This window comes from Atlanticothrix silvestris CENA357, from assembly GCF_016056295.1.
GTDB classification, from domain to species: Bacteria; Cyanobacteriota; Cyanobacteriia; order Cyanobacteriales; family Nostocaceae; genus Atlanticothrix; species Atlanticothrix silvestris.
Map to the genome: position 1 here is coordinate 160,974 of NZ_JAECZB010000003.1, position 14,923 is coordinate 175,896.

The 14,923-nt window shown below is 39.4% G+C and carries 9 protein-coding genes and 1 pseudogene; 6 read left to right on the top strand and 4 right to left on the bottom strand.

From position 1 onward, the window contains the following. Nucleotides 1-394 precede the first annotated feature (394 nt). Entirely contained in the window at nt 395-1,303 is a 909-nt protein-coding gene (locus I8751_RS02905) for a tRNA (5-methylaminomethyl-2-thiouridine)(34)-methyltransferase MnmD (protein WP_214437658.1), read from the bottom strand. 26 nt (nt 1,304-1,329) lie between these two features. On the opposite strand from I8751_RS02905, the gene I8751_RS02910 reads away from it, so the two are divergent. Next, nucleotides 1,330-2,148 (top strand): sulfurtransferase, encoded by an 819-nt coding sequence (locus I8751_RS02910; RefSeq protein ID WP_214437659.1) that lies wholly within the window; start codon nt 1,330-1,332, stop codon nt 2,146-2,148. A 24-nt stretch (nt 2,149-2,172) separates the two neighbouring features. On the opposite strand, the gene I8751_RS02915 is transcribed toward I8751_RS02910, so the two are convergent. Then, on the bottom strand, nt 2,173-3,477 hold the full coding sequence (locus tag I8751_RS02915; RefSeq protein ID WP_214437660.1) for a hypothetical protein: 1,305 nt from the start codon (nt 3,475-3,477) through the stop codon (nt 2,173-2,175). A 571-nt stretch (nt 3,478-4,048) separates the two neighbouring features. On the opposite strand from I8751_RS02915, the gene I8751_RS02920 reads away from it, so the two are divergent. From I8751_RS02920 to I8751_RS02930, 3 genes are all read left to right on the top strand, one after another. Then, entirely contained in the window at nt 4,049-5,308 is a 1,260-nt protein-coding gene (locus I8751_RS02920; protein WP_214437661.1) for a FecR family protein, read from the top strand. Between the two features lie 65 nt (nt 5,309-5,373). Next, nucleotides 5,374-6,009 carry a YqiA/YcfP family alpha/beta fold hydrolase gene (locus I8751_RS02925; RefSeq protein WP_214437662.1) on the top strand — a complete coding sequence of 212 codons (636 nt, stop codon included), beginning with the start codon at nt 5,374-5,376 and terminating at the stop codon, nt 6,007-6,009. Between the two features lie 182 nt (nt 6,010-6,191). Then, nucleotides 6,192-7,340 carry a histidinol-phosphate transaminase gene (locus I8751_RS02930; protein WP_214437663.1) on the top strand — a complete coding sequence of 383 codons (1,149 nt, stop codon included), beginning with the start codon at nt 6,192-6,194 and terminating at the stop codon, nt 7,338-7,340. A gap of 83 nt (nt 7,341-7,423) precedes the next feature. Here I8751_RS02930 and I8751_RS02935 read toward each other — a convergent pair whose 3' ends face one another. Together I8751_RS02935 and I8751_RS02940 are read right to left on the bottom strand one after the other, a co-directional pair. Then, nucleotides 7,424-7,978, bottom strand: a complete 555-nt coding sequence (locus tag I8751_RS02935; RefSeq protein WP_214437664.1) for a hypothetical protein — start codon at nt 7,976-7,978, stop codon at nt 7,424-7,426. Nucleotides 7,979-8,841: 863 nt separating this feature from the next. Then, entirely contained in the window at nt 8,842-9,450 is a 609-nt protein-coding gene (locus I8751_RS02940; RefSeq protein WP_214437665.1) for a GNAT family N-acetyltransferase, read from the bottom strand. Nucleotides 9,451-10,584: 1,134 nt separating this feature from the next. Between I8751_RS02940 and I8751_RS02945 the strand changes: the two genes are divergently transcribed. After that, nucleotides 10,585-14,097 (top strand): response regulator, encoded by a 3,513-nt coding sequence (locus I8751_RS02945; protein ID WP_214437666.1) that lies wholly within the window; start codon nt 10,585-10,587, stop codon nt 14,095-14,097. A gap of 65 nt (nt 14,098-14,162) precedes the next feature. Next, a pseudogene (locus tag I8751_RS02950) lies at nt 14,163-14,923 on the top strand (hypothetical protein); the annotation flags it as partial.

The window sequence follows — 14,923 nt, forward strand, 5'->3', positions numbered from 1 at the left end:
GTTTTCCAGCTTCTCAATTCCAGTATGATGAATTCGCGCAAATGTTAAATCAGGTTTTTTACTGAGATTTTCTCATATAGTAGCGCCAAAAAGTCCTACATTTGTTCAATCTAGCTCAAAGTAGGTGAATTGAAACTTAAAGTTTTTATACCGAGTCTAGTCAGCTACGTATTTTTATCTCAGGATTTATGTAAATCATAATACTCAAAAAATATACGCAGTTTTATGTAGCTGTAAACACTAAATTTACATTTTGTAATTACGATTACAAAAACTCTTCATCTTCAGTTTCAAAAAAGTCAAATAATTGTCAAAATTGTGAAATTTAACCTGTAATTGGGGATTTGAATATGATATTTGGAGTTATTATGGCCGCATCACTAAAAACTAGTCCTCAAAAAATTTTAATCTTTTCTTTTTCTAACAGCCATCGTTTTCGCCAACGGGAAGTCGGCTCCAGTAAACAGGACTGTTGTTCTTGTCGTCGCCGCATTATGATCATATCGGCAGGATCGATCAATTGGGGATCGCGGTAAGGAATAGCAGCACGAGTTTGCAAATGTTCTTCTTCTTCTGAGGATAAAGGAGAACAAGAAGATGAGGAGGATATTGTTGCCATATCTTTCTTCGCTACAGTACCGGGCGTTCGCCTTCCCATAGGTGGGGTAGAACCTATCTGTAAGCCAGCTGCCAAAAGTGCTGTACGTACAGCAGCAGCGCAGGAATAAGTTGCGAGAATACCATCAACGTGTAAACACATTGAAACTTGTTTAATAAATTCCACAGTCCACAAGTGAGGGCATTGAGGTGGTGAAAAGGGATCTAAAAAAATTGCATCTGCTTGAAAACCTAATTGATGCACTAGTTTAATTGAGGTTCTCGCATCACCAATTAGTAGTTTTGCTTTGAGGCGATCTGTTTGTACTTGCTGCTCAAATGCCAGTTGGGTCAAAATTGCAGTGTATTCGTAGTTCCAATTGTCGAAAAAGTGCTGAGCGATCGCGGCTTGTGGTACTGATGAATTCAGTTCTAAACCAATTAATTCAATATTACAACTGGGATTAACTGCCCAAATAGTCTGTAAAGCAGCAGCTGTGTTGTATCCTAGACCATAACAAATATCTAATAGCCGCAAAACTGGTTTGTGGGCAGATGTAGCTAGTTGAGTAGGAGCAACAAACTTCAGAAAACTCTCTTGCTTAGCTCCAAAATGACTATGAAATGATTCACCAAACTCTTGAGAAACGAAGGTAAAAGAACCATCTGCTGTTAGCTGAGGTTGAAAATTTTTGAAGTCCGACATTTTGTAAATAATATTGATATTGACTAATGACTAACTACCCATTTGTTGTTTCGCAAGCGTGGCTTTTTGAACACCTCGATGATCCACAAGTCGTCATTGTAGATTGTCGTTTTTCTTTAGCTAATCCACAACTAGGGCAACAACAATACCAAACAAGCCATATTAAAGGTTCTTATTACTTAGATTTAAATCAAGATCTTTCCAGTCCTGTAGGTCAACATGGTGGAAGACATCCTTTACCTAACCTTAATGATTTAACTAACAAGTTGGCAACAATTGGGATAAATTTTCAAAAAACTTTGGTTGTAGCCTATGATGACTTTCGCCTGGCCTTTGCATCTCGTCTTTGGTGGTTGTTGCGCTATCTAGGACATGAGCAAGTAGCGGTACTGAATGGAGGTTTTACCGAATGGCAGCAAGTTGGATATCCTATTACTAGTGACATTCCTCAACCCCAAAAAGCCACCTTTGTCCCTCAGATTAACCCAGAACTGTTAGTAGATATTGAAGTTGTCAAAAGTCGCAAAGATTTACCGCAGGTAGTTTTAGTCGATTCTAGAGAAAGCGATCGCTACCTAGGAGAACGAGAGCCAATTGATAAAATTGCCGGTCATATTCCTGGTGCTGTTAACTATCCTTGGCAGGAAGTTACAAACTCTTCAGGACAGCTACTTTCTCCAGCAGAGCAAAACTTGCGATGGCAAAAGCTACAAAACGCAGAGGAAATTTTAGTTTATTGTGGTTCTGGAGTTACTGCTTGTGTAAATTTACTTTCTTTAGAAATAGCTGGTATTCATACAGGCAAACTTTATGCTGGTAGCTGGAGCGACTGGATTAGTTATTAGTCAAAATTCCACCATTGACTAATTTTAAAATCGCCCTAATTCTAAATTGTAATTGACACTGAAAAACCAACCATCAAAATCAATATTATTATCTGTAGAGTTTCCAAAAGAAATACCACTCTGCAAATTTATATTGCTGGAGTCAGATATTTGATAATTTAAGTTCCCAAACAATCGATGATAGTTGTCATCTCGTTGGCGCTGTGTGAAGTCTGACAAATTAAATTGGTAGTTCAAACCAATCCGGAGAGGTTTTTGTAAGTAATAGTCTAAAGAAACCGACCAATAATTGATTATACGATTCCGATTATTTGGCTCGCCAAAATTTACGCTAAATGTGTAAAAACTATCTAGCATTAACTTTTGAGTAAGTGAGTCTCGCCTTCCCAAGGATAGCCTGAGAGAGTTTTCACCCAAAAAGCGATCGCCAGCTTCAAAGCGATCGCTGTTGTTAGCATAGAATAAATGCTGATTGCTCCAACCGATTTCTCCATAAATTCGCGATGATAACTGTTGATAAATCCCAAGATTGAATCTGACTTGGTTGTAATTATATTTTGATTGATCTACATAACGAATCAAACTACCATCAATTGACCCATTTAAATAAGTATTAGCTCCCAATGGATAATATGCAGAAGCTAAACTTAATCCATAAAATATTAAACCATCTTCTATAGGATCAATATTTGACGAAAAAATATTACTTGTATGGAAATAGCCTATACGAGCCTTAAGAAAACCTATAGGTTTCAACTTAGGTATAGGTTGTTCTATTGGTGGTAAGGGTAATTGTTCTAAAGGTGGTTGTGGTATGGGTAGTTGCTGCACTCTAAGCCCCAGTTCCGGAAGAACATTTGCATTAGAGTTGGGCTGTTTTTCCTTTTGCAGCCGTCGCTTCAGCCTTTCTAGCCTTTCAGCATAATCTACCTGGGATTGCTCCAATAATGGTTCTATAGGTTTTGGAGAAGATTCAGGAAAATCACTTGGCTGCGTTTCTAGCTGTGGTGACTCTGGTGGTGCTGGATTGGATTGAGCAACTAGTGATTTTGGCAGTATCACATTTAATGGTATTTGTTCTGTGCCTGCTAACTCTAATAAATATAACTGTTGCGATCGCGAATTAATTGCCTTTTGTTTACCCTGATCACTTGACTGATGAGTTTTCTGTATTATTGCCAAAGATTTTTTTGATACTAGCTTATTTTGAGAATCCCACTCATCTATACTTGTAGCCCAAGCAGCATCTAACCTGAAGCAACATATATTTGCACCACTAGAAGTTAGCAAAATCACCAACAACACATTTTTCCAACCCTTGATTTGCATCTTTAATAGCGTTAATTAAGTTTGGCAAACTTAGACCCACAAGCTGTATATAGAAGTTGGAATAAGTAATATTAAACTCCTCTTATATTCGTCTCTAAATGTGTCTAATCGTTATAAAAACAGGAAATAAACACTTATCTATGCACGTAGCATATATATTTTATTATATAAATAATTATAATTATTAGATTTTATTATTTATAAAATTGATGATTCATCACGTAGACTCTATATACTATAGAAGTTTAGTTTCATCAGTTAATGTAAATCCATCAATTTCAAATAAATAAGTTGAGCTTATGAAAATATTTTTGGACAATTCATAAATGAATTTACTTAAAGCTTGGCTATAAAATTAACCAAATCGAAAGTTAAATATTCAGATTTTATTGTCATGCCAATTCTATGTGAAGCTGTGCTTTATACACACATACTTTGTACGGCATTGCTAGAAGACTAAAGCTAGCGGGTCAAAAACAAAGCTTTTAGAAGCAGGCAAATTATGCACATCTTCATAAAGAAATGGGTTCAACCACTTTGGTATCAGTTAAATTTTCTTAAAATTGCAACTATGTCTGCTAAATTATTCCCACTTTTGGCTATTGGTTTATCGGGGCTGATAGTGCTGCCTTTATCACATCAGGCAAATGCCCTGACTCCTCTAACTCGCGCCGAAATTCAAAACCTCCGTAACTTAGTACAACTGATTCCCAAAAACACTAAAAATAAGCGTCCAGCCCGCAAATTAGATGCAATGATTCCTGGGGATGGACTTGCTACTGGCCGGGCTTCTTTAGCAGATTTGCGCTTCAACGATGGCTCTTTAGCAAGGATTGGGGAACAGGCAATATTTCGATTTTTGCCCAAAACTCGGAATTTTAGACTGTCAAACGGAACTGTGTTGCTGCTTATTCCACCTGGAAGAGGGCAAACACGTATACAAACACCGAGTGCCGCCGCAGCAATTCGCGGTTCAGCTTTATTTGTGCGCTACGACCAACAAACAGACACCACAATTGTAGGTGCGTTAACAAATAGCGGCATTGAAGTTTCTAACGAAACAGCTTCTCAAAATCAGGTGCTGAAAGCAGGACAGTTGATGGTTATAGTGGAGGGCAAATTTCAAGGCTTATATAATTTTGATCTGAGGAATTTTTATGAAACGAGCGATCTAGTACAGGGACTGGATTTAACTAGGCAAAATATTTCATCTACAACAGATCCAGCGATCGCGAGTGTTCAAGCTGAAACCGCCGCAGCTGTCGCAGCACAGTCGCCAGTCACTGGTAAAGGAGTAATTGAAAACCCATCTTTTTTACAGTTATCTACTAGTTCCTCAAACTCTGCGAGCACATACAATTCTTCCACAGATTCCATTAAAAATAATTCTTCAGTAGGCTCTTTTGTAGAAACAGGACAAGTCCTGTCAAATACTACTAGTAAACCGATAAATGATGCTGATATTAGCAACGATAACAAAGTAAATACCCAAAACAATAAAGTTGATAGTGATTTTAGTAAAACCCCAACGCCGGAACCAACTCCAACACTAGAACCAGAACCACAGCCACAGCCGAAACCATTACCACAACCAGCACCAGAACCAGCGCCAGCACCAGAGCCACAACCAGAACCAGAGCCAGCACCAGAACCAGAACCAAAGCCACAACCAGAACCAGAACCACAACCAGAACCAGAACCAGAACCAGCACCAGAACCAGAACCAGAACCAGAGCCAGAACCAGAGCCAGCACCAGAACCAGCACCAGAACCAGAACCAGAACCAGAGCCAGAACCAGCACCAGCACCAGCACCAGCACCAGCACCTTAAATTATGCAAAAAAAGTGCAACCAAAAAAGACTTTTATCAGCACTTATTACTAACTATCTACAGCCTTGCAATACATTTATCTCCACGGCTTTGCTTCCAGCCCTAAATCTGCCAAAGCGCAAGACATAGGCGATCGCTTTGCTAAAATACAGACAAAACTAAAAATTCCCGATTTAAACGCTGGCGACTTTTCTCAATTGACTATTACTCGTCAGCTAACTCAAGTTGCATTAGAGTTTCCTGATGATTCTCTACCAGTAACGCTAATTGGTTCAAGTTTGGGTGGTTTAACTTCTGTTTATTTGGGGCAAAAATACCCGCAAGTACAACGTCTTGTGCTGCTAGCACCAGCTTTTGGCTTTTTATCCCATTGGTTGCCTAAGCTAAAAGATGAAGAGTTGCAGCGTTGGCAACAAGAAAAGCATCTCATGATCTACCACTATGGGGAAAGGCGATCGCTGCCTCTAAGTTACAATTTCGTAACAGATGCGACTCAATACAAAGAGAAAATTTTACAACTTCCCATTCCCACCTTAATTTTGCATGGAAAACAAGACGAGGTGATTCCGATTGTAGCCAGTCGAGACTTTGCGAGATCACGTCCTTGGGTAGAATTAGTTGAACTCGATAGTGATCATGGTTTGGGTAATGTTATGGAAGAAATTTGGCAAGCAATTTGCCTCTTTTGTCAGTTACATTGAAGCTGTAAAATGTGAAATTCTAAACTAATGTCCTTAGTCAGTAGTCAAACATAAACAACTGACAACACTTCGACCCTTCGGCAAAGCTCAGGGCAACGCAAGCTACTTCGGCTGCGCTCAGTACAAGTCAGTGCATCGCTGACAACTAACAACTGACAACTGACAACTGACAATTAATTACTATGCTTCCTTTCATTCGCTCAGATTTAGCTCAATTAACAGCTTATAAGCCCCACCCTAGCAGCGATAACGCCGAACCAGTTCCCACGCAACTAGATCGACTAGATACGAATGAAAGCCCCTATGATTTGCCACCTCAGTTAAAAGAAAAGCTGGCCTGGACATATCAGCAGGTAATTGAAACAAATCGTTATCCCGATGGTGGACATGAGACACTTAAAGATGCGATCGCTGAATACGTTAATGAGTCAGCTGCTCTTTTAGCATCTTCTTTTACTGCTGCGAATATTTCTGTTGGCAATGGTTCAGATGAACTGATTCGCTCTTTATTAATCGCTACTTGTTTAGGGGGAGAAGGTTCAATTTTAGTTGCCAATCCTACTTTCTCTATGTACGGAATTTTGGCCAAAACTTTGGGTATTCCTGTCATAGGGGTGGGTAGAAATGAAGAAAATTTTGAAATTGACTTAAAGGCTGCACAATCTGCCATAGAACAAACTCAAAATCCTCCAATACGGGTGGTTTTCGTTGTGCATCCTAATTCTCCTACTGCTAATGCTCTCACAGCGGCAGAGTTAGCATGGTTAAAAAGTCTAAGCGCAGAGATTTTGGTGGTAATTGATGAAGCTTACTTTGAATTTAGCCAAAATACCTTAGTTGGAGAATTAATACAGCATCCGAATTGGGTAATACTACGTACTTTTTCTAAAGCTTTCCGGTTAGCTGCTCTTCGAGTTGGCTATTGTGTTGCCCATCCAGAAGCGATCGCTATTTTAGAAAAAGTCCGCTTACCCTATAATCTTCCTAGCTTCTCAATAGCCGCAGCCTTAGTTGCTTTGCAAAACCGCCAACTTTTGCTTGAGTCAATTCCCCAAATCCTGAATGAACGAGCCAAGCTCATCAAAGTTTTATCAGATGACCCAACATTACAACTCACCCAAAGTGCTGCTAACTTTATTTTCCTGCGTCTTAAATTAAATATCTCTCACCCCAAAGATGCTACTGTGAAAAATATTCACTCTCAACTCAGGCAACTTGGTACTCTTGTACGCGAGATTAGCGGAGGATTACGAATTACAGTTGGTGCGCCTGAGGAGAACACTCGTACCCTGAATCGAGTACAAGCTGTTTTGGCAAATTTGAAATCTTAAATTTTATTTATAATGTCAAGTTAAATTAATACACTCTAAACAATTGTAATAATTACTTGAGCCATAAACTCTTAGGAATGTAGTTAGTAATTAAGCCTACAGTTTACATCGTTGCCTATACGACGAACTAATCCCACGGTTTGTGGTAGTACACCAACTAAAAGGGCAAAGGCAGCATCAGGAAGATTAGCCACAATTTCTGGCGGGAAGTATTGTTCAAATTGATCTAAAATTTTCTGAACTCTCTGCTGGGGAATAGGGTTTTCTGTAATTTGTTTAATCAACCGAATCCATTGTCGCCTAATCAAGTAAGCCTTTTGGCGCTCCTCATAAGATTCGGGAGTCAACAAAGATAGGTTTCCTATAGACAACACCCTTTGGCAATCACAATCGTAATCTCCGCCAACCGCAGCTCCTGGCCCAGCAAATTCTGCATGGTAGCGCTTAAAAAGTATTAACCCATTACGTTTACGACTATTGACAATGAAAATTTTTCCACTGTGCAGAGTTGTAAGTATATCCGAGCCAGGTGATTGCTCAGTTCCATCTGGCATGACAAGATGATGAAGGAAACTTGTGTCAGGGTAATAAGTTGATACCATAGCGGTTCGATAGCGTTGGCGCTTTTCGCTATCCATGTTTTCTTAAATTTTTGAGTAATTTGGTAGTCTTATGCACTTACAAAGGGTGGTTGCTATTAAATTAAATCCAGATTTTTAATTTGCCTTATTATCAAGAATTTATCGGTCAATTTGAACTGACACATAAATAAATAGGCATCTCCCAAGTAATTTAGGCAATTATTATTGAGTAATCATATTTTATGAGATCTAATCGGATTTGTCTCCAAATTAAAGTTTAATTTTATTAAAGTTTTTATAAAGACGAATATCTTAAATACAAAGTTATCATGAGGAATTAATTTTTTATCCAGTGTATTTCTACTGAATAACTTTATTATAGTCTATTCTTAATCATTTGAAAAATTTACATTTTTAGCCATTTAAATAAATCAACATAATATGTTATGGAAGAGTCAAAATATTTGAGCAGACTATATTTTTTATATTTTGTAAGGATAATTATATGAAGACTATGAAGGTGAGACACAAAACATTGGTTGAATAGCTAAACCGACTTATATTAAGGATTTTAACAGATAGAAGCTTCAGGTAAACGCCGCATAGCTAAGCATGAAGTAAGATTATTGAGTGAAGTAATGAGGGGCAATAATCAAACCAAGGAGGTTTGACATCATAGCTTCAATAATTAAGCTAAAAAATAGATGATAGTTTTTATTTACCTATAGTTTTATTCTTTTTTTAAAATTAAATAAATTCATATACTGTATTGCCCAGATTGTCCAAGCTGTAAATTGTATATCTAGGCAAGGTAATGATAAAATAATTCATAGGAATTAACTTAGTAGTTAGCCTTAAGAGTGATTGCAACACTGATTTAGCATTAGAAAATACTTTAAAAGCTGAGTTTGGCTCTATTCTTAAATCGACTCGGCACTCAAAGGCTTATGTAGTAATATCTGACGAGAGCGTCTGAGAAGGAAGGGATTCCAATTAGACTCTACTTTATCTACCTTATATCCCAGCTTGAAATAAAGCTGTCGTGCCTGACAGTTATTTTCTAAAACATGTAGATACAAGTCGTGAAACCCCCATTCTTGGGAGACCTGTTGGCAGCTAGTAAGTAATCCTGAGGCCACACCATGCCTACGATATTTAGGGTGAACAGCTAAATTAGAAATATAAGGAAAACTTCTGCCAACTTGCATCCACGAATCAGTAAAGCGCACACCTAGTTCTACAGTTCCTAGTAATTTGTGAGTCGTGTTAGTAATATCAACAGCTACCAAGCAAACTTGATGGGGTGCTGGTGATAACAGGCGATGTCTGAGGTCTTCGTAAATTCCTAAACGTAGTAAGGGAAAAGCCCATCCCCACAAACCATCTTGGGAGTGAAAGCTTTCAGCAATGATTTGAGCAACACCATTAAAATCAGCAGGTGTAGCCGCACGAATTTGGAATTCGCAAGGAGCTTGTTCGGCAGCTGCCACTCGCTCTTGGTAATATGGATCAAAAAACCAGGATGTCAAGATTAGTTCAGTATTGATGAAATTCAACGAAAATATTTTCAAATATCCTAGAACATTGCATGAGCTATATGAAAACTAAAATCAGCCTAAAACATTGAAATTACAGTAGCATTAAAATTTAGCAGTTGGTTTAGCAAAACCAACAGAGTACAAGAGTTGGTAGGTTGCACTCCAAAAACCTATAAGCTTCTTTTCAAGAGCTTTAAGTCTATTTCTTTATTTTATAAGCATTATAGAGACGGGCAATATCGCTACTGGCTGTTCTGCTCCTGTTGCTAAAACCTACTCAAAGACATCCTCTTGATTTAAACAGGTATAGGAGCATGGAAAAAAGGGAAAAATTTGTTTTTAGATGAGTCAGTAAGATAAATAAAATGTCTTGTCTTTACCCTAAGCCACCGCCTTTAGGTTTGGGTTTATCTTGCCTGCTCCCCGGCTTTTTTTGCTGACATCCTTGAAGCTCATTATTTTTCCAATACTCGGTATCCAATCCCTCTTAAACGTTCTCTGTTGCAGTCCTTAATGATTTCGGAAATTGCCGCTACACTAATACCAGTTTCGATGCTCTAGCAATTTACTGAGTTTCGGATAAATCTGGTATTGAGGTAAAAATTCCCAATTTCCTAGCTCGTGCCACTGCTATCACTCATATTTCTAGTTGCTAAATTGGAAAGGGGTACTTGTCTAATAGTATACTTTGGCTTTAAATCTGATTGTTGTTATATTGCTGACTATACCAAATGAATGCCATAAATAAAATTCACCAGAAAGTGTTAGTGCAACAGCTGCAACGGGAAAACTTAATATGCAGCTTTATGTGGTTTTTTCAGCCAGTCTTAAAGGCTGTGTACCTTATTGAACAGTTATCGCCGGAAGTGAGGAGAGATTTGGCAAGCAAGTACCAGCTTTATAAAACGGAAACTGATTTTGATCTCAATTGCCCTTTACTAGAGCAATTGACAATCAGTACAAGCCATTGAGGCAAATCACTGTGAGTAAATGCTTTTACACTCAGCAGTCATGTAACCAAACAGCCTTATTGGCCGAAATGCTCTGCTCTTACCTGACTCAGAAACATTCCCACCTGATCAGATTATTCTTTACCCAACTGCTGTTGCAGCAGGAAAGCGGTGCATGAAATCCCAAGTAAACAGTAAGCCCAAAATTTTGGTTGTTGATGATGAACCAGACAACCTTGACTTGCTTTACCGCACCTTTTATCGCGACTATCAGGTGCTGAGGGCAACCTCTGGCCCCGCAGCACTGGATTTACTGGCGCAAGAAGGAGAGGTTTCAGTGATCATCTCTGATCAGCGGATGCCAATCATGAGCGGTACAGAATTTTTGAGCCTGACAGCTACTCAATATCCCGATATTATCCGAATTATTTTAACTGGCTACACTGATGTCGAAGATTTAGTGGAAGCAATCAACGCTGGTAAAGTATTCAAATATGTAACAAAACCGTGGGAAGCAGAGGAACTCAAAGGTGTTGTACGCCAAGCTTTAGATACCCACAATGTCCTTAAAGCCCGTACCCGTGAGTTGACCCGCACACTACGCCAGGAATCACTGCTGAATACCGTTACAAATACAATTCGCAGTGCCTTAGACTATCGACAAATTTTGCAAGCAATTGTTGATACAGTCGGTCACATGTTGGAAGTAGATGTCTGCCTTTTACGTCCCTTTCAAGATGAACAGTTGGTGGATGAAGGATTCATTTACCAGAAGGTTTACAAGGAGACGGTAGAAGGAGTAGAGGAAGATAGGGAAGTAACATCTTCTTCATCTATTTTTCCTTCTTCTTCTTTGCTAGCTCAAACAGTTTGGGAAACCCGCGAAGTTCAGGTAATTCATGAAGTAATAGGTGACGATCGCCTCCAAGGCGAAACGCCCGAATTACGTCAACGAGCAGCAGCTTTTACTATCGCTAATATCTACTCTAGTTTAGTTGTACCCCTAATTTGTCAACAAGAATTGATGGCAGTGTTGGCATTGCACCAATGCTACCAGCCACGCATTTGGGGCAAGGAGGAAGTGCAATTAGTATTGATGGTAGCGGATCAAGCTGCTTTAGCTTTGTCTCAAGCTTATGCCTACGAACAGGTACGTGCCCTTGCCAAGCGAGAAGGTTTAATTAATACAATTACTACTGCAATTCGCTCTAGCCTAGATCCTGAAGATATTTTTGCGGCTATTACTCATCAACTGGGACAAGCTTTACAAGTAGATGGCTGTATATTGTCTTTATGGACAGAAGAAGATGAGTTTGTCCATTGTGTGGGCTTATATGACAGTTCTCAACATTTTGAGAATACCCAAGCGCCAGCCCAAAAGAAAAATTTAAGTAGCAATCATGATATTGTAACTCAAGAATTACCCCATTCTCAAGCACCTATAAAGGAAAATCCCATCCTGCAAGAGATTTTGCAAACACATGAGCCGGTGGTAATTGCTGATATGAGTAATTGTTCCTCAGCAATTAAAGGGTTTGATTTGCCTTTAAAAATGCCAGCGCGATCGCTCATGGTCGTCCCCTTATTGGCTGATGCCAAATGCATTGGTAGTATTACTCTGCGGCAAGGAAACAAAGCAAGACAGTGGGTAACATCTGATATCCAGTTGGCTAAAGCAGTAGCAGCTCAAGCAGCGATCGCTGTACAACAATCACGCCTGTACCAAAAAACTCGTGAGCAAGCTGAACGTTTGTTACAGCTAGATAAACAAAAAACCGAATTTTTTCAAAATATTTCCCATGAATTCCGTACTCCCATTACTTTGATTCAAGGGCCTTTAGAGTCAGCAGTAAGTTCTGGTGAAGGATTATCTTACGCCCAAAGTGCGATCGCTCTACGTAACTCCCGCCGCTTACTAAGACTGGTAAACCAACTACTAGATCTACAACGTCTGGATGCTGGGAGGATGCAGCCTAATTTCCGTCCTTGTGATTTAGTCGAAGTTATCAGTCAAATTGTTGAGTCGTTTCGCCCCTACTGTGAAAAAAAGGAATTGCATCTTGTTACTGAGATGGATGAATGTCCTAAAGTTTACTTAGATATGGAAAAATTTGACAAAGTAGTTTATAACCTACTGTCAAACGCCATGAAGTTTACTCCAGAGAGAGGCACAATCAGCATCAAACTTCAATCCACAGAAAATCATTGCATATTGCAAGTACAAGATACAGGAATCGGTATTGTTAAAGAGCAAATTCCTCACTTATTTGAGCGTTTCCGCCAAGCTGAAGGTTCAGAGAATCGCTCTTATGAAGGTAGTGGTCTGGGTTTAGCTTTAGTCAAAGAATTAGTAGAATTGCATGGCGGCAAAGTAACTGTAGAATCAGTTTACGGCGAAGGTACTACCTTTACTTTATGGCTGGTTATTGGAAATTCTCATTTACCCATACAACAAGTATTAGAAACTCCTGTTGAACTGAACACAAGTCGCGCTAGCGTGGAATTGGCTGATTTAGAACTGGTAGAGCCAACCACAGACAATATTGAAAATATTACTAAAAAAGACTTAATACCCGATTCTGGCACTCAACCCTCAACAAGCACTCAACAATCTATTTTAGTTGTAGACGATAACCCAGATTTGCGAACTTACGTATCTGATATACTCCGCCGTAACGGCTATCAAGTCCGGACAGGTCGTAATGGTGATGAAGGGTTCAAAATAGCTCAGGAAGTTTTACCCAGCTTAATTGTTACTGACTTAATGATGCCTTTGGTAACAGGGCTAGAAATGATTCGGATGATACGTAATGAGGAAAAGCTGAAAGGGATACCAGTAATTTTACTCACAGCAAAAATTGACGAAGAAACTCGCATCGAAAGTACTGAACATGGTGCAGATGCTTATTTAGCAAAACCGTTTAATGATCGGGAACTTCTAGCAGAAGTTAGGAATCTTTTAGCTTTAAAAGCCAATGAACGAAGAGTTTTGGAGCTAAATACTTATCTAACAGAATCGGTACTCAAGCGATTTTTGCCTTCTGTATTAGTGCAAAAAGCCGCAACTGGAGATTTGACTTTAGATTTACGCCCAGAACCGCGTTTAATTACAGTTTTATTTAGCGATATCGTTGGTTTTACTCAGCTAGCAAATACACTCAGATCGCGACGAGTGGCAGAGTTACTAAATGAATATTTAGAAGCAATGACTAAAGCTGTATTTGACAATGGCGGTACTGTAGATAAATTTATGGGAGACGCTATTTTAGCTTTATATGGAGCGCCAGAAGAACTCACCCCCAACGAACAGGCACGACGTGCTGTCAATACAGCAAGAGCAATGCAACGCTCACTTGCTGTATTAAATCAACGTTGGCGCGACCAAGGTATATTTGACTCCGATGGACTTAGTGGCGTACAGTTCCGCTGTGGTATTCACCAAGGTACAGCAGTTGTAGGTATGTTCGGTAGTGCTGAACGTGCTGATTATACAGCCATTGGGCCTAGTGTAAATATTGCTGCTAGATTACAATCTGCTGCAATTCCCGGCACTATCCTGGTTTCTGCTGCTGTGGCAGATTATTTGCAAGACGAAGAAATTACTAAAGGTAGCCCGCTAAAACTCAAGGGAGTAGATGAAACAGTTCTCACCTTTGCTGTCACGCCAGAATTAATAGTTAATCGCTAAAATTTAAACTGGATCTTAAATCGTTAGCAGCACAAGCACCGAATCATATCTGGTTTCAAATTTATATGACAACATCGGTTGCAGACAAAACTCCCATTTCAGCCGAGGACTGGAGACGACACACTGACCCACCAAGTTTGTGGATTGTTGTAACCATAAGTTCAGTTTCCTTGCACTTACTGGTTTTTTGGTTCTTGCGCTCATCTAATGTTTTTAAACCGTGGTTTCCACAGCAAAGCCAAACTGCTGTTCCTATTGAATTTGTAGAAATTTCTCCTCAAGCCAAACCAAAATCAACAGTTAAAAAAGTTACACCGAAGCCATTAGTCTCGTCGCAACAGTCTGTACCATCACGTTTATCGCAAAAAGCACAAAACACGCCTAAAAATCAGAATTCCTATGCAATAAGTTCTGAGAACACTATCCTCGACAGTAGCAAAACCGAAGTTTCTCAAGCTAATACCTCACCAAGAGGCAGGAGACAGGAGGCAGGAGACAGGAATAGCAAAACTGAAGTTTCTCAAGCTAATACTTCACTATTTCCTCAAAAAATAGTTTCCACGCCTAAACCGACACCGACAAATAAATCCAAACCCACACCAACACCAATACCAACAATTTCAGTTGGTGATCTCCCTTGGAACCGCCGTCAGCAAATTGAATTGGGAAAAGGAAAGCCATTACCAACAAGTATTCCATCAGTACCTTTAGAACAGCCAAGGGTCTCTGAAACGGAACAAGAACAAACTCCGCGCATTCCGGGAGAGGAAACTACATCTACACCCACTGGGGAAACTCCGCGGATTCCGGGAGAGGAAACTACATC